The organism is Pseudovibrio sp. JE062 (assembly GCF_000156235.1).
GTDB lineage: Bacteria > Pseudomonadota > Alphaproteobacteria > Rhizobiales > Stappiaceae > Pseudovibrio.
The window spans coordinates 131427-153616 of sequence record NZ_DS996815.1 but is presented as its reverse complement, the minus strand read 5'-3'; the positions used below and the strand labels follow the sequence as shown (position 1 = coordinate 153616).

Sequence of the window (22190 nt, the reverse complement as noted above, 5' to 3'; positions counted from 1 at the left end):
GCCCAAGAACAATGCAAAAGAAAAGCCCCGGCGGACCGGAGCTTTCATATTCAATTCTCTGATTTTGCTGTGCTTACTTGAGGCGTTGCATGACGGAGACGTAGTTGGCGACGGCGGCGCCGCCCATGTTGAAGATGCCGCCGAGTTCTGCGCCTTCGACCTGAATGCCGCCAGCTTCACCCACCAGCTGCATGGCTGTGAGGGCGTGCATGGACACGCCGGTTGCGCCGATTGGGTGGCCCTTTGCTTTCAGACCGCCAGATGGGTTGACCGGCAGTTTGCCGTCCTTCTGAGTCCAGCCTTCCAGAATAGCCTTTGCGCCCTGCCCTTCTGGCACCAGACCCATGGCTTCGTATTCGATCAACTCAGCGATGGTGAAGCAGTCGTGAGTTTCGACGAAGGACAGATCTTCGATGGTGATGTTGGCCATGGAGAGCGCGCGCTTCCATGCTTCAGAACAACCTTCGAACTTGAGGATGTCGCGCTTGGACATTGGCAGGAAGTCCTGCGCATGACCCAAGCCGCGGAAGGCGACTGCCTTCTTTGCGGAAAGCGCGGTGGTTGTGTCGGTGAGGACGATGGCTGCTGCACCGTCAGACACCAGCGAACAGTCGGTCCGCTTCAGTGGACCAGCCACGAATGGGTTCTTCTCGCTCTCATTGAGGCAGAACTCCACGCCGAGATCCTTGCGCATCTGAGCGTATGGGTTTTCGACGCCGTTCTTGTGGTTCTTCGCAGCAATGTGGGCCAGCGCTTCGCTCTGGTCACCATGCTTCTGGAAGTACATGCCTGCGATTTTACCGAAGACGCCAGCGAAACCAGCCGGGGTGTCGCCATCTTCTGGCAGGTAGGAGGCTTTAAGCAGGTTTGCGCCGATTTCAGGGCTAGGTGTGGTTGTCATCTGCTCTACGCCAACCACGAGCACGAACTTGGCATCACCTGCCTTGATGGATTTCACGCCCTGATGCACTGCTGCCGAGCCCGTCGCACATGCGTTTTCAACGCGGGTGGTTGGCTTGAAGCGTAGGTTGTCATCCGCCTGAAGCACGAGGCTTGCGGTGAAATCCTGCTTGGAGAACCCAGCGTTGAAGTGACCCAGAACGATCTCATCAATGTCTTCTGCGGCGAGACCGGCATCGGCAATCGCTTGCTTAGCAACCTTTGTTACGAGAGTTTCGACTGTCTCATCTGCCAGTTTGCCAAACGGTGTGTGTGCCCAACCAATAATTGCGGCCATTTTCTTCTCCCAAAGGAATTAAAGTGGGTGCCGAAAGTCTCGCCTCAAACCCGGCTCTTAAATGCGCGCAAATCGTTTCACCCCTCGGCGTGAGATGCAATCATACGGAAGTTGTAGTGAGCGGGGCTATCCGAGGGACTTTATGCTAGGTTTTGGTGTTCTGGCAGTTGCTTGCACCAGTTCACCACGCTTTGCCGCCGGTTTTCACGATGGGGTTACATCCGCATTTTGTGGCGAGGACGGTACGGCATTTGTTAGGCCCCTTAATTGATACCAATGGGTTTCAATTGGGTGAAAACAGTCCTTCATATTGAGCGAATTTCGGAATGTGTAGGGGGGAGTAAACTCAGGATTATTGCGGAAAATCCAAGAGTTTGAGGCCCGATATCTCCAGCCAGAGCAAAATCATCAGCATCGCAGAAAAGCGGGCCCAACAGGGGGCAGCGACCACAGATGGTCGTGCTGATGAAAAGCGCATTCCACTTTCCGTATTCATTATCGCCAAGAACGAGGAAGAGCGGATTGGCCGAACCATCGCCAGCTGCATTCAGTGGGCTGATGAGGTCATTGTGATCGACAGCGGCTCCACGGACCAGACCGTGACCGTTGCCCAGCGCATGGGCGCACGGGTGCTGCACAATGACTGGAATGGCTATGGCCTGCAGAAGCGGTTTGGTGAAGACCAGTGCCGGCATGACTGGATACTGAACATTGATGCGGACGAAGTGGTGACGCCTGCACTGCGGGATGAGATTCTGGGGTTGTTTCAGACTTCTGTGCTGGCGAACTATGACTTCTGGGAAGTCGACATCCGCGATGTGTGGCCTCACGAGGAGACCGCCGCCAGGCACGCCTTTTCGCATAAGCAAATCCGGCTTTACCGCAAGAGCATCGGACGGTTTTCTGCCAGTTCAGTGCACGACACTGTTCGTCCGCCCAGTACAGCTAAGATTGGCATGCTGAAAGGGCATATGGACCACCGCAGCATTCCCAGCATCACGTTCCACTACGACAAGATGAACCGCTACTCGACCATGCAGGTTCAGGAGATGCGAGGGCGTGGGCGCCGGCTGCCGCGCTATCGCTTACTCTTCGAGTTTCCGCTTGCCTTTCTGAAGGGCTATCTGGTGCGCGGGTATTGCCGTTATGGCTGGTGGGGCCTGATCGCTTCCACTAACTACGCGGTGAGCCGGTACTTGCGGCTCGCCAAGTTTGTTGAGGCCGAGCTGATGGAACAGTCAGGCCGGCCTGCAAAACACCCTTCCCCTTCCGCACAACACAAAAAAGCCTAGCACACAGGTGACTTAATCCATGGCTGAACAACAAACGCCAAGCAATCCCCCTCTTGTCAGCGTTTTGATCCCCGCCCGCGATGCAGCAGAAACACTCGGTGAAACCCTCAGCAGCCTGCTGGCACAGAGCTTCACCGATTTTGCCGTTGTGCTGGTGGATGATGGTTCCACCGATGAAACACGGGAGATCGCCAAGCACTTTGCGGCGCATTTTCCAAAAGGGCAGTTTCAGATCGTTGAAGGGCCAGCTAAGGGCATTTCCTCTGCGCTAAATGCCGGGCTTGCCGTAATCAAGAGCCCGCTTGTGGCGCGGTTGGATGCGGACGACCTTTCTGAGCCCCGGCGGTTAGAGCGGCAGGTGCGAATTATGGAGCGCAATCCGGACTGGCTGCTGTGCGGGACAGAGGTTTCGGTGATTGATGAAAGTGGGCAGATCATTGATCAAATGGAGTGCCCAAAGACGACGGTTGAAATCCGTAAGCGGCTTTATGAGAAGTGTTGCCTTTATCATCCGACCATCATGTTTCGGCGAAACGCTGTGATGGAGGTTGGAGGTTATCGTTCTCAGTATGATGGCGCTGAGGACTATGATCTCTATTTGCGTTTGCTGGAGTATGGCAAGATTGGTGCCCTGAATGAGCGGTTGGTGCGATATCGCATTCATCCTGGTCAGGTGACCGCCCAGCGTGGACGGCCTTATCGGATGATGGCTGACATGGTGCTGCTTGCCGCAATTTCACGCCTGCATGAGGAAGAAGAGCCAGAGTTCACAAAGGACACTTTGGCAGCAGACCTGAGCAGTGCTTTACGTGCTGAGTTGAGGGAACGTGGTTTTCTGGAGATCACGCCTAAGGTCGCCCGGCATATGGCTGTGCGGATCAAGCGAGCAAACGCCAAGGCAAAACGGCTGAAGGGCCTACTGTTTCAGAAGAATGCGCTTGCCGGGAACTACAAGGAAGCAGCAAAAGCACTGATGGCCTGAAGAGCTGGATGGATAGCTTTTGACAGGCGCGTTGCTGGATGAGCTGTTGAGTGACGAGGGAGCTTAGGCTCTTACGCCTTCTCCCGTTCACCACTTGCTTTCTTTAGCAGTCTTGCCTCTGCAGCTCTTAGGTCGGCTTCATCCATTGAGCGAGTTCTATGGTGATCCTTTCCGGGCCGAAGAGGAAGACTAGTTTTCTGTCATTGAACTCCATGACTTCAGAACGGGCGCTGAAACCGGCGGCCTGAAGGTGGGCCAGTCTGTCTTCCAGATCATCCACGGCAAAGCATAGGTGATTATAGCCGGTTCGGCAGAGGTCTTCTGGGTATGGTTCTGCCCGGGCTTCTGGATTGCGGTAGTGGAGGAGTTGGATTTCGAACCTTGGGCTATAGCCTTTCAGCACCAATGTGACGTGGTCTGCTTCCAGATCCGGAATGCCCATGTACTCGGAAAACATCGGACCTGAGATGACCAGCGCTTTTTGCTCCTCAAAATCCAGCAGTTTGAAGAACTTGCGCGCTTCCTCAAGGTCGCGGACGGCTACGGTGACGTGATCAGGGTGCATCTGGTTGATCTCCTGAAACTGAAGACAGGCTGGCCTCACTCGGATACGAGCATGTGGTCAATGAGCCCTTGCGTTTTGTTTGTGCCGCTTACGTGATCATCCCATAGGCTCATGAGCATGTCGTCATAAGTCTCTGCGATCTGGTGAATGTTGAAGAGGCGGAGCACGCGTTCCCGTCCGGCTTTTGCCATCTCTTCGCGAAGGGGTTGGTTATCCGCCAGATCAAGCAGTGCGGTTGCGATCTCTTTGGGAGATCGTGGGTTGATCACCTTGCCGGTTTCACCCACGGCCTCCCACAAGCCACCGGAATGCGTGGTGATTACGGCGGCTCCGCAGCTCATGGCTTCTATGGCGGTACGGCCAAAACCTTCTGCCACGATGGAGGGTACAACCGCGATGGAAGATGTTGCGAGACGCTGCTGAACGCTGGGCGCGTCTAAGTTGGTTTCTATGGAGACACTGGAAGAATGACTGGCAAGCATCTGGCGGAGGGAGTTGGCGGTTGATTGCTCCCCTTCATCCGTGACTGCCAATACGAGATTCAGCTTCCAGCCGGATTTCTCCAGCCGCTCAGCGCAAGCGAGCCATGCCTGAGCCAGATCGAAGACGCCTTTGTCTTCCCGGGCTCTGCCCACATAGATCACGGAGTTTTCTTTGGGTGCCGGAGACCAGAGCTCACAGTCTATCCCGTTGGGTACGACAACACTGCGGGCTTTCACGCCGGTGAAGTTTTCGCAGAAGTTATTGCGTGCATCTTCACCAACCCAGATGATCCCGGCCAGACGGTTCATTTTGCGGGTGTATTTCCAGCGTTTGAAGGCGCTGTTGCGCTCAAACCTGCCGTGACGGTGCAGTATCACGGGTGTGCCGGGAAAATCCGTGATGATCTGGAACGCCGTTTCCAGATGCTGGTGCACGACGATCAGCTGCGGGCCGAACTCTGACAAGGGATCATAAAACTTTGCAGGGGTTGGTTTCTTACCCGGTTCTGTCACTGCAAAAACATCAACATCATCAAACAGATCCTCTTCCCCACCGGCGAAGATGCGCAGATTGCTTTTGTTCTGGCTGTGAAGCGCCAGATCATGAGCGCACAGGTCTATTGATGTGGCTCGAGACTGACAGAAATGCATGTTACGCGGCATTACGATTGCAGTTCTCAACGCGGCCCCCACTCTACTGTTTGCATTCAGGAAAGCGGGAAGTGGGGGGACTGTACATTCCTTAGAAGTCTTCCTTCCAAAATCAGGGGTGCTTCTTTACGGAGGTGATTTTCCCGCATGGAGGTGGCTGTGCATCAGTGGGAGGTGGAACGCATAACGCTTGTAATTGGCGGGAAACAAAGGCATTAGAGCTGCACCTTTTACTGGTACGCACAGTCGTGACCAAAAGCGGAATGGATGGATCTTTGACAAAGCGCGTTGCAATCATCGGAGCAGGCCCTGCCGGGCTGTTTGCAGCTGAGCAACTGGCGAAAGCTGGTGTGTCGGTGAGCGTGTTTGATCAACGCCCTTCCCCTGCCCGCAAGTTTCTGATGGCTGGTCTTGGTGGCCTCAATCTGACCCATAGCGAGGATCTGGAGACATTTCTCAGCCGCTATCGCCCTGCGCATGAGCAACTGCTGCAGTCCGTGCGGGCGTTTCCTCCGGCAGCGCTGCGGGAGTGGAGTGCTGAACTGGGTGAGCCAACATTTGCTGGTTCCAGCGGTAAGGTGTTCCCCGAGAGCTTCAAGGCCTCCCCTCTTCTGCGCAATTGGTTGAAGCTGCTGGCTCAGCATGGGGTGACGCTGCATTCCAACACCCGATGGTGTGGTTTTGATGAAGTAGGAGCTCTATTGCTTCAGAAAGGCGATGAAGCTGTCGAAGCGCAGAGCTTTGATGCAGTTTTGCTGGCTCTGGGCGGTGGATCCTGGGCCAAACTCGGTTCTGATGGTTCCTGGGTTTCCATTTTGCGTGACAAGCAGATTGAGGTGAAAGAGCTGCTCCCTGCCAACTGCGGGTTCGAGATTGCGTTTTCTGATCATTTCAAAGAGCGCTACAAAGGAACGCCTCTCAAGAAGATTACCATCTCGCATGGTGGCAAGCGTGTTGTTGGCGACGCCATGCTGGATGCCTCCGGAATTGAAGGCGGTGTGGTTTATGCGCTTTCTGCGGACTTACGGGATACGATCCTTAAGAACGGTTCCACGCAGATAAAGGTTGATCTGAAGCCGGATGTGTCCGCTGAAAAGCTGGCTGCCAAGCTGAAGAAGCCGCGTGGTAAGCAGTCCATGAGCAACTTCCTGCGCAAGGCCACTGGCCTACCCGCAGCGGCGATTGCTTTGATGCGAGAGGCTGGGCCGTTGCCGGTTGAGGCCGATGAGCTGGCAGCACATATCAAGGCTTTGCCTTTACAGCTCACCGCGCCCCGGCCTATTGACCGCGCGATCTCCAGCGCGGGTGGTGTTTCATTTGATGAGATCAACGAGCACTACATGCTCACCAAACTGCCCGGCGTGTTCGTGGCCGGTGAGATGCTGGACTGGGAGGCTCCGACCGGCGGCTACCTGCTGCAAGCCGTGTTCGCAACAGGCCGCACAGCAGCGCATGGCATCAAGGCGTACCTTCAAGCCTGACGGGTTTGGAACTGGCGGCGGTAGGCTGTTGGGGTGGTGCCGTATTTGCTTCTGAAGTGATGACGCAGAGTTGCTGCTGAACCGAAGCCGCAGAGGTGGGAGAGGTTCTCCATGTCCATGGTCTCTTCCGCTTCCAGCAAGTGTTTGGCTGTTTCCAGCTGTTTGGCACGGCGCCATTCTGCCGGGGCCTGACCGGTGACCTTCGAGAACTTGCGGATGAAGGTGCGTTGGCTCATACCCATGAGGGTTGCCATCTCTGGCACTGACATGGTGTAGGCCCGTTTCTTTTCCAGCTCCTCAAAGAGAGACGCAAAGCGTTTGCTTTCCCGTTCCTCTGGCACAGGCTGTTCTGCGAACTGGGTTTGTGTGCCTTCCCGGAAAGGTGGCGCGACCAGACGTTTGGCGACGCTGTTGGCGATCTGAGAACCGTAGTCCTGCCGGATGATGTGGAGGGCCAGATCAATACCTGCTGCACTGCCTGCGGAGGTGAACACCCTGTCGGTTTCTGAGTACAGGCGGCCTTCTTCCACGTTGATGGCGGGAAACTCGCTTTGCAGGGCTTCGGCGTAGCGCCAGTGGGTGGTGGCGGTTCTACCGTTGAGCAGGCCCGCTTGTGCGAGCACAAAGGCACCGGAGCAGATGGAGGCGACACGGGCACCGCGCGTGTAGGCTTTGCAGAGCGCTTCGATCAGGTCTTTCGGCACCGGAGTTTCGATACCGCGCCATCCGGGGATGATGATGATGTCTGCCTGGTCTAGCGCTTCGAGCTGCTTTTCAGCTTTAATTTCCAAACCGCCAGCGGCGCGGATTGGGCCGTCTTCAATGGCCACGGTTTCATATCTGTACCAGTTTGCGCCGAACTCCGGTCGTGGCAGGCCGAAGAGCTCGTAGGCCTGTCCGAACTCGAAGGTGCAAAGGCCATCATAGATGAGCGTTGCGACAAGTGGGCCTTCGGGCTTGGTGTGTGTCCTTGAAACCATCGGCAATCATGCGTTTTGAAATTGGCGTATTTTTTACGAATATAGTCATTCAAGCCAGTTTTGTGCAACGGGGAAATTCTTCAGATTACCGGAGCAGGCGAAATTCCTGCCATCACCGAAAGCAGCTCAGCGAAGCACCCATCGCACAAGCTGCTTTAAAACAAGCGTTTTTGGTGCTCCTGCCCCCTAAAACAGGCGCACTATCATAGATTTGGAGAGAGACATGGCTTCACGTGCACTCGAATATTCCCCGGCAGACCCGAAGTTGGCGCTCGGGCATTTCCGTTCCATCCTGCAGTTTGAAACTGACTGCTCAGATGTTCAGGCTGATCTGGCAGAGGGTACAGCTGAGTTTGTGCTGCTTGATGTTCGCGGTCCAGTTCGGTTTGCGCAGGGACACGTGGATGGGGCACTCTGCCTGCATCACCGTGATCTGACGGCAGAAAACCTTGCCAAGTGGCCGATGGACACTGTGTTCGTGGTCTATTGTGCTGGCCCGCACTGCAACGGAGCGGACAAAGCGGCTTACAACCTCTCCGTTCTGGGTCGCCCGGTGAAGATTATGCTGGGCGGTATGACTGGCTGGATCGATGAAGGCTTTGAGCTGGTTAAGTCACCGGCGGAAGAAGTCGCATAAAGGCAAAAAGCACCGGGGCTGACCTCGGTGCTTTTCAATAATGGTTTTGCGCTTAGCTTTTCTTTTTCTTCTTGCCTGCTTTTTCGAACATCGGTTTCATTTTCTCATCTTCACGCGCCATTTTGCAAAGTTGAGCTGATGTCTTGTCTTTGTAGGCTTTTGAGTAGTGCGTGTACCTTTCCAGATAGACGTTCACGTACTGTTTGACGGCGCATTTCCTATTGGCGCTTTTGCTGGTGAGGCACACAAGCATGGCAGACTGCGCCAGCAAGTCCTGGTTCTTCATCGTCATAGAAGGGCAGTGTTTATCAATGTAATTTGCTCGTGCCACTTTATCCGCCTGATCAACAAACAGATCTGGCAAGGAAGACCGTGTGGTCACACACCCACTCAGCACAAGCGCTGCTGCAAGCACTACAAATAATTTTAGATAATTTTTCAAAGTATTAGCTCCTATAGCAAGTTAGAGCTAATTAGATGCATAAAGCACGTTTTGCAATCTTAAGATGAAGTTTAATTACAACCCAATACAAAAGTTGCATCCCCACAATAAAAAAGGCACCGAGGTGGGAGGTTACCTCGGTGCCGAACAAAGCAGGCATAAAAGGCCGATTGGGAGGGGGAGGTACGGCCTTAAAATCGTCGGGGCAAGACAACCTGCCTTGAGACAAGGATGGCCCACCAAGCAATGGAAATAGGCCGCCCTTAAGTTGTCCGCATAAACATATGCAGATGATCCTGTATCAGGATTTATTGTTATTTTGATAATACTGGGTGCATAGCACTCAGTACTTAACGACGTCCTGTTAAACCAACATTCTTATTGTTATTGAAGGTAGCAGGATCTTGTTATCATCAGGTTGTCAGAGATGGTGAATAAACACTTAGCTGACTTGCCTCCGGAGAGAGGCGACCTAACGGCTAATTGAGGTGGAAACAGGGCGAAATATGGCTTTTCCATGGCGCATGGCCGTCAGCTTGTCGCAGAGGAAGCGCGTGTAGGCTCAAAGACTTACAGCGACAGTCCGTGCCGCACAGTTTTACCGAGCCGCCGTATAAGTATTGGCAAATATTGATTGGCTTGCACGTTTGAGAAAATCGTTTTTCCTCCATCAAAAATATGAGTGACTGAATTTTCTTAGTGAAGCCGCTAAATACAAGTCATCCTCGAATACCTTAACAATTTGGCTCAATCTGGAATCATTGACTCCTTCCTGAATACATGCGTCAACTATCTTTACGTTGTTTAAGGTTTGGCTTCTGAAGTCTTTCGAGAGAACGACTGCATTTCAGGGAAGCTCTGGAACAGCGCGGGAGGGGTTTCATTATGCATAAATTACTTCGGGCCGCGGCGGTTAGCCTGGCGGCCAGCGCATTTGCACTTTCTGTTTCATCAAGCATTTCCTCTGCGGAAGAACCAATCAAGATTGCCCACGTTTATGGTAAAACCGGCCCGTTTGAGGCTTATGCCAAGCAATCCCATGTGGGCCTGATGATGGGGCTGGAGTACGCCACTGGCGGCACCATGGAGATTGATGGCCGTAAGATTGAGGTGATTGAGAAGGACAGCCAGCTCAAGCCGGATATCGGACGGGCCATGCTGGCCGAGGCTTATGGTGATGATGAGGTTGATCTGGCGATCGGACCGGTCTCTTCTGGCGTTGCGCTGGCTATGCTGCCAGTTGCAGAAGAGTACGAGAAGCTGCTGATCGTAGAACCTGCGGTGGCGGACAGCATCACCGGGGCCAACTTCAACCGCTACATTTTCCGCACATCCCGCAACTCCTCTCAGGATGCGATTGCCAATGCTGTTGCCCTTGGGCAGGATGGCGCGTCTATCGCCACGCTTGCGCAGGATTATGCATTTGGCCGGGATGGTGTAGCTGCTTTCCGCAATGCGATTGCAAAAACCAATGCCAAGCTGGTGTTTGAGGAATACGCGCCGACGGACACCAAGGACTTTACCGCGAGTGCCCAGCGCATTTTTGATGCACTGAAGGACGAAGAGGGACGCAAGTTCCTATTTGTGATCTGGGCTGGTGGTGGCAATCCACTGGCGAAGATCAACGCGATGAACCCGGAACGCTACGGGATCGAGATCGCGACAGGCGGTAACATTCTGGCTGCGCTTAAAGCCTATAAGGCTATGCCGGGCATGGAAGGGGCGACCTACTATTACTACGAGATCCCCAAGAACCCAGTGAACGACTGGTTGGTGAAGGAGCATGAGGCGCGTTACAACTCACCGCCGGACTTCTTTACCGCTGGCGGTATGGCTGCGGGTATCGCGGCTGTGGAGGCGATCCGTAAAGCAGGTTCTACAGATACGGAAGAGCTGATCACCGCGATGGAAGGCATGGAGTTTGAAGGGCCGAAGGGACTGATGAAGTTCCGCGCGGAGGACCATCAGGCGCTGCAGTCCATGTATCACTTCAAAATCCGTGTGGACCCTGAGGTTGAATGGGGCATTCCTGAACTGGTGCGTGAACTGACCATTGAGGACATGGATATCCCTATTCAGAACCAATAGGTCTGGCACCCTCACGCTTTCAGGAGGGAGCGGGCCACTCGCTTCCTCTGCCTAACCTCCAAAATACAATGCTCTGAACCTGCTACTCTTGTCTGCTTTAATGCTGACCTCATCCTCAGCTGCAGATTATTGGGATTGCGGGACATACAGAGCACCGAAGAGCGACGTATAGGCCCATGGATATTCTCTTAAAGCTGTTTTTGCCGCTTTCGCTGGCGTTTATCATGTTTTCCCTCGGGATCACTCTGACCTTGCAGGACTTCAAACGCGTGGTGCAGATGCCGCGTGCGTTTAGCGTTGGTATGTTGGGGCAGTTGCTGTTGTTGCCCGCTATCGCGTTCCTCATTTTGCAAGTTGTTGAGCTGGAGCCAGCTATGGCGTTTGGCGTGATGCTGCTTTCCTTTGCTCCGGGTGGCGTGACCTCCAACATGCTGACGCGGTTCAGCGGCGGGTCGGTTGCGCTGGCGGTGTCGCTGACGGCTGTCACCAGTGTTCTATGCGTGTTGACGGTTCCGATTTTTTCAGCGGCAGCTGCGGATTACTTTCTGGGTGCCGCCATGCCCAAGATTGATGTGACTGCTATTGGTATATCCATGGCATTGATCACCGCTGTTCCCGTTGCTTTAGGTGTGGCAGTCAATCATCTGGCACCCTCGTTTACCTCTGCCATCTCCAAGGTGGTTTCCCTGGTGGCTTCCGTCTTGTTCGTGGTGATCGTGCTGGGTGCCATTGCCACCAACTGGTCGGTGTTGACCGCCAACATTCTGGAGCTGGGACCAGTGCTCATCTTCCTGAATGTGGTTATGCTGCTGATTGGTTATGGCGGGGCGAAGATAATGAAGCTTTCACACCCGGATAGTGTCGCAATTGCCATGGAAGTGGGCGTTCAAAATGCCACGTTGGGGATCACTGTTGGGGCGCTGATTGCCATGAGCGGGGAAGCCTTGCCGCCCTATAGTCTGGCTTCCGGCATTTACGGCATCACGATGTATGGCTGTGCCTTCCTCTTCATTTTATGGGCACGGCGCAAGGCGAGGCTAGACCCAAGCCTTCGTACTCAAAGTGAACTCTCAAAGAAGGCAACTCTTTGATTATGCAAGCAGATGAGAAGCCGGTTCTGAGTACGCGTGATCTAACCATTCGCTTTGGTGGTCATGTGGCAGTTGATGCGGTGTCCTGTGATTTTCATCGAGGGACTCTGACAGCGATTGTTGGGCCGAATGGTGCGGGGAAGACCACCTACTTCAACCTGATCTCCGGCCAACTGGCGGCCAGTTCCGGTCATGTCTGGTTCAATGGTGAGGACATCACCCGCATGTCTGTGGCAGATCGCACCTTGCGGGGGATCGGGCGCGCTTTTCAGCTGACCAACCTGTTCCCTGGCCTGAGCGTTCGTGAGAATGCACGGCTGGCGGTTCAGGCTCATCAGCGTATGGGGATGGACCTATTTTCCATGGCCGATAGCCACGTGGAACTGATTGAACGGGCGGAACACATTCTGGCGGAGGTGCATCTGCTGGATAAGGCCGAACAGATCACCTCAGAACTCTCTCATGGAGATCAACGCAAGCTGGAAGTGGCGCTGATGATTGCCATTGGTCCGCAGGTGCTGATGTTTGATGAACCAACAGCAGGCATGAGCGTTGATGAAGTGCCTATTGTGCTCGATCTGATCCGTGAGCTTAAACAGGACAAGGACCGAACGATCTTGCTGGTGGAGCATAAGATGGATGTGATCCGCTCTCTGGCAGACCGGATTATCGTGCTTCACAACGGAGAGTTGGTGGCAGATGGAGACCCAGCAGAGGTGATCGCCTCCCCTGTCGTGCAGCAGGCCTATCTGGGGGTTGCACCCGAAGAGAAAGAAGAGGGTGCGCATGTCTGATGCTCTTCTCACGCTGAAAGGCGTTCACACCCATATCGGGCCTTACCACATCTTGCAGGGCGTTGATCTGGAGGTTCCGCGCGGCGGCGTGACGGTTCTGCTGGGCCGCAATGGTGCGGGTAAGACAACCACACTGCGCACCATCATGGGACTGTGGCAGGCTTCGCAAGGGGCTATCCTGTTCGACAATGCTGAAATCCAGAAGGAAACCACGCCTGCCATCGCCCAGCGGGAGATTGCTTTTGTACCCGAGGATATGGGCATCTTCACCGATCTGACGGTGCATGAAAACATGCTTCTGGCTGCTCGTGGTGGCACCATTGATGAGGAACGGCTGAGTTGGATTTTTGGTCTGTTCCCTCCCCTCAAGACCTTCTGGCAGAGTGCGGCGGGCAATCTTTCCGGCGGACAAAAGCAGATGCTGGCTGTTGCAAGAGCCATCATCGAGCCACGTAAGCTGCTGCTGATTGATGAGCCAACCAAGGGGCTGGCACCTGCAATCATCAACGCCATGATTGCCGCGTTGAAAGAGCTGAAGGAAATGCAGACGACAATCCTGCTGGTGGAGCAGAACTTTTCCATGGCACGGGCGGTGGGAGACACTGTGGCTGTGATGGATGACGGGCGGATTGTGTACTCCGGCGAGATGGCGGAGTTGGCAGACGATGCTGAGTTGCAGGAGAGGTTGATGGGACTTTCACTGGAGGCGCACCAATGAGCGACAGCCTGATTAAACCACGCATTGAACGCCCTCCCCTTTCTGAAGTGATTGAAGCCAAAGCACCGTTATTTCTGGTGCCGGTTCTTATGCTGATTGGGTTGCTGGCGATTGGGTCAGGTTCCACGTGGCTGACGCTGACCGCAGCAGGGCTGGCGATGGGGATGATGATCTTCATCATGGCCTCTGGCCTCACAGTGATTTTTGGCCTGATGGACGTGATCAACTTTGGGCACGGAGCATTCATCTCGCTGGGCGCTTTTGCCGGTTTCACCATTTTGGGATTGCTCGCTGGCTGGATCGAGAGCCCTAGCATTGCGCTCAATCTGGGAGCTGTTTTGCTGGCGGTGGCTTTTGCCATGTTGGTGACAGGCCTCGCGGGTTATGGCTTTGAGCGGCTGATTGTGAAGCCAGTTTATGGGCAGCACCTGAAGCAGATCCTCGTGACCATGGGCGGGTTGGTTGTCACCCAGCAGTTGATCTACGTGATCTGGGGGCCGGATGAGATCGTGCTGGCGCGGCCAACTGCGTTTCAAGGCTCCTTCGTTGTTTTAGGAGCTGCTATTGAGAAGTATCGCGTGCTGGCTATTGCAATCGGGCTGGCGCTGTTTGTTGCCATGCGGTTGGTTTTGAGCCGGACGCGTATCGGATTGCTGGTGCGGGCTGGTGTGCAGAATGGCGAGATGGTGGAGGCGCTTGGGTATCCCATCCAGAAGTTGTTCCTCGCCGTCTTCATGGTGGGCTGTGCGCTGGCCGGGCTCGGCGGGGTGATGTGGGGCATGTATCAGGAAACCATTACGGCTCACATGGGCGCTGAAGTGATGATCTCCGTGTTCATCGTGGTGATCATTGGCGGGCTTGGCTCCATAGAAGGCTGCTTTATCGGAGCCATGCTGGTGGGGTTGCTGACCAACTACACGGGTTTCCTGATCCCCAAGCTGGCGTTGGTTTCGACTATTCTGCTGATGGGGGCTGTTTTGATGTGGCGACCTCAGGGGCTCTACCCTGTCGTCAAAGCGCATTGAGGAGTTCATGCGATGGTGATGAAACTCCTTTCCGGTGACAGCCCACGCAGCAAAATGCTCAGTGCCGTGTTGTTGCTCATCCTGTTCGGGCTGATGTTTGCGCCCTTCCTGTTTCCCGGCACGCGGTCACTGGATACAGCGGCGCGGATCTGCATCTTCATTGTGCTGGTGGCCAGCTATGACTTGCTGCTGGGGTACACGGGGGTGGTGTCCTTTGCGCATACCATGTTCTTTGGCATTGGTGCTTATGGCACCGCGCTGGCACTGGTGAACATGGGAGCATCCTACAGTGCGATTGTGCTGGGCACGGTATGCGGTGCGGTGGTCGCCGGAGCATTTGCTTTTGTGATTGCGCTGTTTTCTCTGCGTGTGAAGGCGATCTTCTTTGCGATGATGACGCTGGCGGTGGCGAGTGCATTTCTGGTGCTGATTTCACAGCTGTCAGGCATTACCGGTGGTGAGGACGGGCTGAGCTATCGTATCCCACGGGAGATGACACCTGCGTTCAAGCTGGTGAAAGAGAAGGTTCTGGGTGTTCGGCTTAATGGCAAGCTGATCACGTACTATGTGGTGTTCTTCAGCAGCCTGTGCCTGTTCCTTGTATTGCTGCGTATGGTGAACTCGCCGTTTGGTCGGGTTCTGCAGGCAATCCGTGAGAATGCATTCCGGGCAGAGGCAATCGGATACAAAGTGGTGCGATATCGCAGCGTGGCGACGATCCTGTCTGCGGTGGTGGCGGCGCTTGCTGGCTCTCTGATGGCAATCTGGTTGCGCTATACCGGACCGGCAACCACCCTCTCTATGGATATAATGGTGGACATTCTGTTGATGGTTGTGATTGGCGGAATGGGCAGCATGTATGGCGCTGTGATCGGGGCTGTTCTGTTCCTGCTCACACAGTCTTACTTGCAGAATCTCCTTGGTATCCTTCAGGAATCATTGGGTAGTTTGCCCGTTGTGTCTGAGGTGGTCTCACCAGAACGGTGGCTGCTGTGGCTGGGAATCTTGTTCATCTGCAGCATCTATTGGTTCCCCAAGGGCGTGGTGGGGCGATTGCGAGGTACATAATTCTCCGAGATTTCGCTTTTTTGGCGTTTACACCTTGTGGATTTCATCGGGAGTACCTAGGTTGGCATGGACGAGCGAGCTAAGAGATTTGCTTATCCCGTAGTATTAGAGGGGCGACATATGACCCGTCCCCCTATATGAGAATTAAGACTGGCTTTTTTGAACGAGAACAGAGCTCAGGCTTGGTTACTACGGGCTGTTTTTGGAGACACACTTGGCAGTGTTACGATTGACCGATCGCGACAATGTCCTTTTCTGCCTTTGAATACATTGCTCGTCACAAATAACTCGCCCTCATCAGGTGAGTTGGATTTTTTGGCTTAAAGGACGTTTCGATGAGACAAGACGGTACCCTCAAATTCTTCAACCACGACAAAGGCTACGGCTTCATCACCCCAGGTGACGGATCCAAGGACATCTTTGTTCACATCACAGCTTTCGAACGCTCCGGCATCGCAGTTCCAGCTGAAGGTGCAGCGATCACTTTCGTTGCTGAAGAAGATCGTCGTGGCCGCGGTTTGCAGGCTTCCCAGATTGAGCTTGCTTAATCTTTACGATTTGTGGGATTGCAGGGTTTGCTTCAGCGCAAGCTGAACGCACATTGTAACCACCTCAGGATTGGCCTGATGAGCGCGGCTTGTGCCGGACGCCGTCAGGCCTTTTCTTTTTTACGCGCAGATTTCAGCGATTTTTCCACGCAGGCACTTGCCTAAAGCTCCTGTCTTCCTATTTACGGAAACAGGCTGCAGCACACTGCCTTCGATAGTGGGTATTTTGTGCAAAGCCGCTCACATCTTTGTTTTCACACCCTAAATTTCGTGGTTGTCCGGGTGACTTGGTCTCGCAAAGTTGCTGCTGATGGCCTATACTGACAAAAGTCGCAGATCTGCGCTGACGTACAAAACATTATTCTCTGCGATTTCTCGCAGAATTGGGCAAGGGACTCATTGTGAAGGGCACGACGAAAGCCAGCAGAACACAAAATCGCATTCTTGATGCGGCCATCGACTATGTGCAAGCGCAGGGCGGTGGGCAGTTTTCGTTGGATGCTATTGCCAAGCATGCGGGTGTTTCCAAAGGCGGTCTTCTTTACAACTTCCCCAGCAAACAGGCGCTTATCCGCGCCATGGTTCAGTATCACGTAGATAGCACGCGCGAGACAATCGCTTCGGAAGAGCATAAGCTGGCTGATGATCCGTATCGCCACAAGCTGATGCGTGCTTTCCTGAAAGGGCTTTGCAGCAAGTTCAAGGAAGACAACAAGGCTGCCTCCGGCATGCTGGCTGCAATTGCAGATGACCCAAGCCTGCTCGATCCTGTCCGCGTCTTTCATAAAGAGATGTATGCTCGTATTCAGGATGAGTCTGAAGACCCAGAGCTGGCGACACTCGTCTATCTGGCCGTCGAAGGCGTTCACAGCAATGGCATCTTTCAGGTTCTGGATGAGACCCAGCTGAACGTTGAAGAGCAGCTTGAACGGATGTTTGAGATACTCAAGTAAAGCTCTGCCAGACTTGAACTCTTCTCAGGCCTGAAAACCCAAATATATCGCCAGAGTCCCCTCCCCTCTGCTAGCATTGATACTTAAGTATTTTGTACGGAGAACCGGTTGCGTTCTTCGTGGTTGCTCAAGGCGTATCCTGATCCGAAACCGCTGTCATTTTCGGAGATACGCTCAATGGAGGGGTACAGATGAAACGTCGTGACTTTCTTAAAACAGCTGTGGCAACGGGCGCGGCCGGTGGGGCCTCAGTTCTTGCTGCACCAGCGATTGCGAACGCGACGCTGAACCTGAAGCTTGTGGGTGCATTCCCAAAGGGCTTCCCAGGTGTAGGCACCTCTGCTGAACAGTTGGGCAAGCGCATTGAAGCGCTGTCTGACGGCAAAATCTCCATCAAGTATTATGGTGGTGGTGAGTTGGTTCCTCCGTTCGAGACTTTCTCTGCGGTTTCCTCCGGCACGGCTGACATCGGCCACAACGCGCCTTACTATCAGGTGGGCAAAATCCGCTCGACCATGTACTTCACCACTCTGCCGTTTGGTCTGGATGCAACTGAGCTTTCCGGTTGGCTGCGCCATGGTGGCGGACAGGCATTGTGGGACGAAGCTTATGCACCGCACAACGTAAAGCCGTTTTACGCAGGCAGCTCTGGCGCCCAGGCAGGCGGCTGGTTCAAGAAGCCAATCAAGTCTCTGGATGACCTTGTTGGTCTGAAGATGCGGATCGCGGGCCTTGGTGGAGACATTCTGCGCAAAGTGGGTGCAACCACTGTTGTAACACCTCCGCCAGAGATCTATCCGGCACTGCAGTCCGGCGTTGTTGATGCTGCTGAGTTTGTTGGCCCTTGGAATGACCTTGCGCTCGGTCTTTACAAGATCGCGCCTTACTATCACCTGCCAGCCTTCCATGAGCCTGGTCCGGGTCTGGAAATGATCGTGAACCAGAACACCTATGAGAACCTGAGCCCATGGCTGAAGGAAGTTCTGGCACAGGCTGCAACCGCGCAGGCAGAAGAAAGCACTGCGGAATTCCGCTACAACAACACAATCGCTCTTTCCACACTGGTGGAACGCGGCGCTATTCTTTCCGCCTTCCCGCCGGATGTGATTGAAGCCATTGGAGCAGCGGCCCGTGAAGTTATTGCGGCATACCCATCAGGCGATGCGATGAGCGAAAAGATCCATGGTTCCTACATGGAATACGTGAAAGCTTGCTCTTTGTATGGTGCACGGATGGAAGGGCAGCTCTATCAGGACCGGGCTCAGGTCTGGTCTACTTAAAGCTGGCTCAAGTAAAACAAACAGACGGGGAGAGTTATCTCCCCGTTACCCTAGGTTGCTTAAACGACTCACCAAATGCACACCCGCATGCAGCTTTCCTCTTGTAGCCTCTGAAAACTCAAGTATATTTGGGAAATAGTAACTAATTGCAACTTGCATATATACTTATAGCGTAAGTAGTTTATCTACTAACACTACTTAGGTGAGAATAAGTAGGTAGTTAGTACAAATCTAAGCAGTAGAATAAAGACTCTATAAAGAATTACTGACTCAATTTGGGCGTGTATTCACAAATCAGTGAAACTGGGTGTCAGATTACCCCCTTTTAAATTGAAACTTGGGTTTCCCTAACAGGTGCTCTCATGCGTCGTATTCTTTTAAAATATCGCATCATCGCGATATTCATGCTGGCATTTGTGCCAATGCTTTATTTTGCAGGTGCACAAATCATCACCGCCTACAACAACAAGGTGGAAGCATCTAACATCGGACAGGTGGCAGAGTTTGTGCCTGTGTTGAGTGCGGTTGTCCATGAGTTGCAGAAAGAGCGCGGTCGCTCCGCCGGGTATCTCGGCGCGAAGGGCAAGGCATTTGCCGAAGGCCTAGCAGACCAGCACAAGCTGACCGACAGCAAAATCCGTATTTATAAAACTGCGCTGGAAAACATTCACCTCGCCTCCATTGATAAGGGCCTTGCTGCGCAGGTGGAAATGGTGAACAGCCGGTTGGCACACATTGATCGCATCCGCAACAACGTCAAAAGCCTGAATACGACCGTTGGCGAGACCGTTGCTTATTACAGCGGCACAATCAATGAAGCCTTCACTTTCCTGCCAAGCACCATTGCTGTGAGCCGGGACGCAAGTCTGGTTCGCGAGCTGAGCATGTATGAAGAAATTCTGCTTGGTAAAGAGAACGCAGGCATTGAGCGCGCAATCGGAGCGAACGGCTTCAGTGCACAAGAGTTTAACGCAACGATCTACCACCGTTTCGTTCGCCTTGGCGCAAGTCAGGATACCCACTTCAAAACCGCTCGCGCACTGATGACTGGTCCTCAGGAGAAGTTTCTTGATAAGATCTTCAGCCGTCCAATCATGAGTCAGGTTCAAGCCGCGCGTAAACTGGGCTATGCCTCCGCATTTGGCGGTGATATCTCCTCCGTTTCCGGTACCGAATGGTTTGATTTGGCAACCAAACGCATTGATGCACTGAAGGACTTTGAAGATTACGCTGCTGATGAACTGGTGATGCACGCACAGAAGTTGTCTGCAGACGCGCAATGGCAGTTCATGTTTGCCCTGACTATCGCTGGTTTGGTGACCGTGTTGGGTATTGGTGCTGCTTACACCATCATCCGCAGTGTTTCTGTTCCTGTTTCAGCACTGCTGACAGATGCACGCAATCTGGCTGATGGCGATACCTCCGTAACCTTCTCCGGCGCTGTCGGCGTTGATGAAGTCGGTCAGGTGGCAAACGCTGTGATGTCCTTCCGTGACACTGTTGCTGAACAGAAGCGCCTGCAGAGCCTTTCTGAGAAGGAACATGAGCAAGAGCGCAATCGTCAGATGCATGTTGATCAGCTGATCAGTGCGTTCAACGATCAGGTTTCCAGTGTGCTCGACCGTGTTGATGACAACACCGGCAAGATGCAGCAGACAGCTGACTCCCTCACTCACATTGCAACCACCACATCTGACCGTGCAACAAGCGCTGCAGGTTCTTCCGAGCAGGCCTCATACAACGTGCAGACCGTGGCTTCCGCTGCTGAAGAGCTTTCTGCTTCCATCGAAGAGATTGGCCGTCAGATCTCCCAGACCAAGCAGACTGTTGATGATGCAACCACTGTTGCAACTGCCACCAACGATCACGTCACAGATCTGGATCAGGCCGCGCAGAAAATTGGCGAAGTGGTCAACCTTATTCGCGATATCGCTGAACAGACCAACCTGCTGGCATTGAACGCGACCATTGAAGCGGCACGTGCTGGCGAGATGGGCAAGGGCTTCGCAGTTGTGGCCTCTGAAGTGAAGGAACTGGCGACCCAGACCTCCAAGGCAACTGAAGAGATTTCCTCTCAGATTTCTGGCATTCAGGGTTCCACCAAGGAAGCTGTAACCGCCATTGAGCAGATTGCAGGCACCATGCAGCAGGTGAACGAGTACACCAGCTCCATCGCCACTGCGATTGCTCAGCAAAACGCTGCCACTTCTTCCATCAGCCAGAACATCCAGCAGGCCGCACAAGGCACGCAGGATGTGGCGGACAGCATGAATGTTGTGACCAGCTCTGTTCAGGAAACCAACAGTTCTGCGAATGAAGTGCTGGAGGCGTCCACCTCAGTTTCCAAACAGGCAACGGAGCTGCGCCAGACCATCTCCACCTTCCTGAAGGATGTTGTAGCCGCCTAATAGGCTGCTCAGAGCTTAGAGTTGATGTAGGGAGGGCTTCGGTCCTCCCTATTTGTTTGATCCCGAGTTGACCTTGGCTGGAAAGCCCATATAAGGGCGCCATGCAAAACGTTGATGTTCTTATTATAGGCGCAGGCGCCGCTGGCCTGATGTGTGCCATCGAGGCTGGCAAGCGCGGTCGTTCCGTGCTGGTTGTTGATCATGCCAAGCGCCCAGCGGATAAAATCCGTATTTCTGGTGGTGGTCGCTGCAACTTCACTAATCTGCACGCCTCCCCTGCCAACTATCTTTCCGAGAATCCTCGTTTTGCGGTATCAGCGCTGAAGCGCTATACCCAGCACGACTTTATTGCGCTTGTCGATAAGCATGGCATTAGCTGGCATGAGAAGACATTAGGGCAGCTGTTCTGTGATGACAGTGCCCAGCAGATCATCGACATGCTGCTTGGCCTTTGTCAGCAGGCTGGCGTGCGCATTCAGCTGGAAACCAGCATCACCTCCTTGACCAAGCCAGATGGCCGCTTCACCATTGGAACTTCCAGAGACACAGTGCGTGCGCACTCTGTTGTGGTGGCGTGTGGTGGGCCTTCCATTCCCAAAATGGGTGCAACCGGCTTTGGTTACGAGATCGCCAAGCGGTTTGACCTGCCTATAGTGACGCCTCGTGCAGCACTTGTGCCATTCGTGTTTGATGATGCCATGCGCGAGCGCTCCAAGCATCTGGCCGGTGTTTCCGTTGATGCCGTTGTGTCTTTCAAAAAGACAAGCTTCCGCGAAGGCCTGCTCTTCACACACCGCGGTCTATCCGGTCCATCCATCCTGCAAATTTCCTCTTACTGGGAAGAAGGCAAAGACATTCGCGTCAATCTGCTGCCCGACACAGATGTGTTTGAAGCTCTGAAAGCAGCGAAGCAGAACCAGCCAAAACAAGACATCAAAACAGCCCTTTCCGGCTTGCTGCCCAAGAAACTGGCGACCCATATTGCAGAAGAACACAAGCTGGGCGGACGTCTGGCGGACACCTCCGACAAGGTGCTGCGTAAAGCTGCTCTGGCGATCAACGAGTGGACCATCAAGCCTGTGGGCACAGAAGGCTATCGCACTGCTGAAGTCACTCTTGGCGGTGTCAGCACTAAGGCGCTCTCCTCCAAAACCATGGAAGCCTCAAACGTCCCCAGCCTCTTCTTCATCGGCGAAGTCGTCGACGTCACCGGCCACCTCGGCGGCTTCAACTTCCAATGGGCCTGGGCATCAGGACATGCAGCGGGGCAGTTTGTTTAGCGAACAACGATTACTGCTCTCCCAACCAAAAACATCGTAAGCACTACCATCTCCCCCTCGCGACATTTGCGCGCGTTTGGGTGGGGTTGGTGGGATTTATGTATAATACCTCAAACATATCAAAATTTTAGAAAACTCGTGCGTTTGGGGGCTGGGTTTGGTAGGTGGATTGAAATCTTAGGGCTTCG

The 22190-nt window shown here is 53.8% G+C and carries 20 protein-coding genes; 15 read left to right on the top strand and 5 right to left on the bottom strand.

Annotated elements, in window-relative coordinates; all coding sequences use genetic code 11:
- Positions 1-73 precede the first annotated feature (73 nt).
- Complete coding sequence (locus tag PJE062_RS23255; protein WP_008552337.1) at positions 74-1237, bottom strand: acetyl-CoA acetyltransferase; 1164 nt, start codon at positions 1235-1237, stop codon at positions 74-76.
- 374 nt (positions 1238-1611) lie between these two features.
- Here PJE062_RS23255 and PJE062_RS23250 point away from each other — a divergent pair, with 374 nt between their 5' ends.
- Positions 1612-2529 (top strand): glycosyltransferase family 2 protein, encoded by a 918-nt coding sequence (locus PJE062_RS23250; RefSeq protein WP_008552391.1) that lies wholly within the window; start codon positions 1612-1614, stop codon positions 2527-2529.
- Positions 2530-2548: 19 nt separating this feature from the next.
- Positions 2549-3511: a glycosyltransferase gene (locus tag PJE062_RS23245; protein ID WP_008552413.1), complete on the top strand. Its 963-nt coding sequence runs from the start codon at positions 2549-2551 to the stop codon at positions 3509-3511.
- Positions 3512-3638: 127 nt separating this feature from the next.
- On the opposite strand, the gene PJE062_RS23240 is transcribed toward PJE062_RS23245, so the two are convergent.
- Positions 3639-4076, bottom strand: a complete 438-nt coding sequence (locus tag PJE062_RS23240) for a VOC family protein (protein WP_037038084.1) — start codon at positions 4074-4076, stop codon at positions 3639-3641.
- Positions 4077-4111: 35 nt separating this feature from the next.
- Entirely contained in the window at positions 4112-5239 is a 1128-nt protein-coding gene (locus tag PJE062_RS23235; protein WP_208982454.1) for a glycosyltransferase family 4 protein, read from the bottom strand.
- Between the two features lie 233 nt (positions 5240-5472).
- Here PJE062_RS23235 and PJE062_RS23230 point away from each other — a divergent pair, with 233 nt between their 5' ends.
- A complete protein-coding gene (locus tag PJE062_RS23230; RefSeq protein ID WP_008552357.1) occupies positions 5473-6690 on the top strand; it encodes a TIGR03862 family flavoprotein in 1218 nt (405 codons plus the stop codon).
- On the opposite strand, the gene ftrA is transcribed toward PJE062_RS23230, so the two are convergent.
- Entirely contained in the window at positions 6681-7670 is a 990-nt protein-coding gene (gene ftrA / locus PJE062_RS23225; protein WP_008552404.1) for a transcriptional regulator FtrA, read from the bottom strand. The genes PJE062_RS23230 and ftrA overlap by 10 nt on opposite strands.
- A 223-nt stretch (positions 7671-7893) precedes the next feature.
- Here ftrA and PJE062_RS23220 point away from each other — a divergent pair, with 223 nt between their 5' ends.
- Positions 7894-8307, top strand: a complete 414-nt coding sequence (locus PJE062_RS23220) for a rhodanese-like domain-containing protein (protein WP_008552421.1) — start codon at positions 7894-7896, stop codon at positions 8305-8307.
- A 52-nt stretch (positions 8308-8359) separates the two neighbouring features.
- Here PJE062_RS23220 and PJE062_RS23215 read toward each other — a convergent pair whose 3' ends face one another.
- Complete coding sequence (locus PJE062_RS23215) at positions 8360-8749, bottom strand: hypothetical protein (protein WP_157039312.1); 390 nt, start codon at positions 8747-8749, stop codon at positions 8360-8362.
- 885 nt (positions 8750-9634) lie between these two features.
- Between PJE062_RS23215 and PJE062_RS23210 the strand changes: the two genes are divergently transcribed.
- The 11 genes from PJE062_RS23210 (at position 9635) to PJE062_RS23160 (ending at position 22002) form a co-directional block, all read left to right on the top strand.
- The gene (locus PJE062_RS23210; RefSeq protein ID WP_008552495.1) at positions 9635-10837 is read left to right on the top strand and encodes a substrate-binding domain-containing protein; all 1203 of its coding nucleotides are present in this window, start codon (positions 9635-9637) and stop codon (positions 10835-10837) included.
- Positions 10838-11013: 176 nt separating this feature from the next.
- Positions 11014-11928 carry a bile acid:sodium symporter family protein gene (locus PJE062_RS23205; protein ID WP_008552370.1) on the top strand — a complete coding sequence of 305 codons (915 nt, stop codon included), beginning with the start codon at positions 11014-11016 and terminating at the stop codon, positions 11926-11928.
- Between the two features lie 2 nt (positions 11929-11930).
- Entirely contained in the window at positions 11931-12722 is a 792-nt protein-coding gene (locus tag PJE062_RS23200; RefSeq protein ID WP_008552406.1) for an ABC transporter ATP-binding protein, read from the top strand.
- Entirely contained in the window at positions 12715-13440 is a 726-nt protein-coding gene (locus PJE062_RS23195) for an ABC transporter ATP-binding protein (RefSeq protein WP_008552405.1), read from the top strand. Before PJE062_RS23200 ends, PJE062_RS23195 begins: the two co-directional genes overlap by 8 nt.
- Positions 13437-14465, top strand: a complete 1029-nt coding sequence (locus PJE062_RS23190) for a branched-chain amino acid ABC transporter permease (protein ID WP_008552308.1) — start codon at positions 13437-13439, stop codon at positions 14463-14465. Before PJE062_RS23195 ends, PJE062_RS23190 begins: the two co-directional genes overlap by 4 nt.
- Positions 14466-14477: 12 nt before the next feature.
- On the top strand, positions 14478-15533 hold the full coding sequence (locus tag PJE062_RS23185) for a branched-chain amino acid ABC transporter permease (RefSeq protein WP_008552333.1): 1056 nt from the start codon (positions 14478-14480) through the stop codon (positions 15531-15533).
- Between the two features lie 335 nt (positions 15534-15868).
- Positions 15869-16081, top strand: a complete 213-nt coding sequence (locus tag PJE062_RS23180; RefSeq protein WP_008552358.1) for a cold-shock protein — start codon at positions 15869-15871, stop codon at positions 16079-16081.
- A 401-nt stretch (positions 16082-16482) separates the two neighbouring features.
- The gene (locus PJE062_RS23175; RefSeq protein ID WP_008552283.1) at positions 16483-17034 is read left to right on the top strand and encodes a TetR/AcrR family transcriptional regulator; all 552 of its coding nucleotides are present in this window, start codon (positions 16483-16485) and stop codon (positions 17032-17034) included.
- A 191-nt stretch (positions 17035-17225) separates the two neighbouring features.
- Positions 17226-18314: a TRAP transporter substrate-binding protein gene (locus PJE062_RS23170; RefSeq protein ID WP_008552315.1), complete on the top strand. Its 1089-nt coding sequence runs from the start codon at positions 17226-17228 to the stop codon at positions 18312-18314.
- A gap of 362 nt (positions 18315-18676) precedes the next feature.
- Entirely contained in the window at positions 18677-20722 is a 2046-nt protein-coding gene (locus PJE062_RS23165) for a methyl-accepting chemotaxis protein (protein WP_008552398.1), read from the top strand.
- Positions 20723-20823: 101 nt separating this feature from the next.
- Positions 20824-22002 (top strand): NAD(P)/FAD-dependent oxidoreductase, encoded by a 1179-nt coding sequence (locus PJE062_RS23160; RefSeq protein WP_008552498.1) that lies wholly within the window; start codon positions 20824-20826, stop codon positions 22000-22002.
- The last annotated feature ends 188 nt before the right edge of the window (positions 22003-22190 follow it).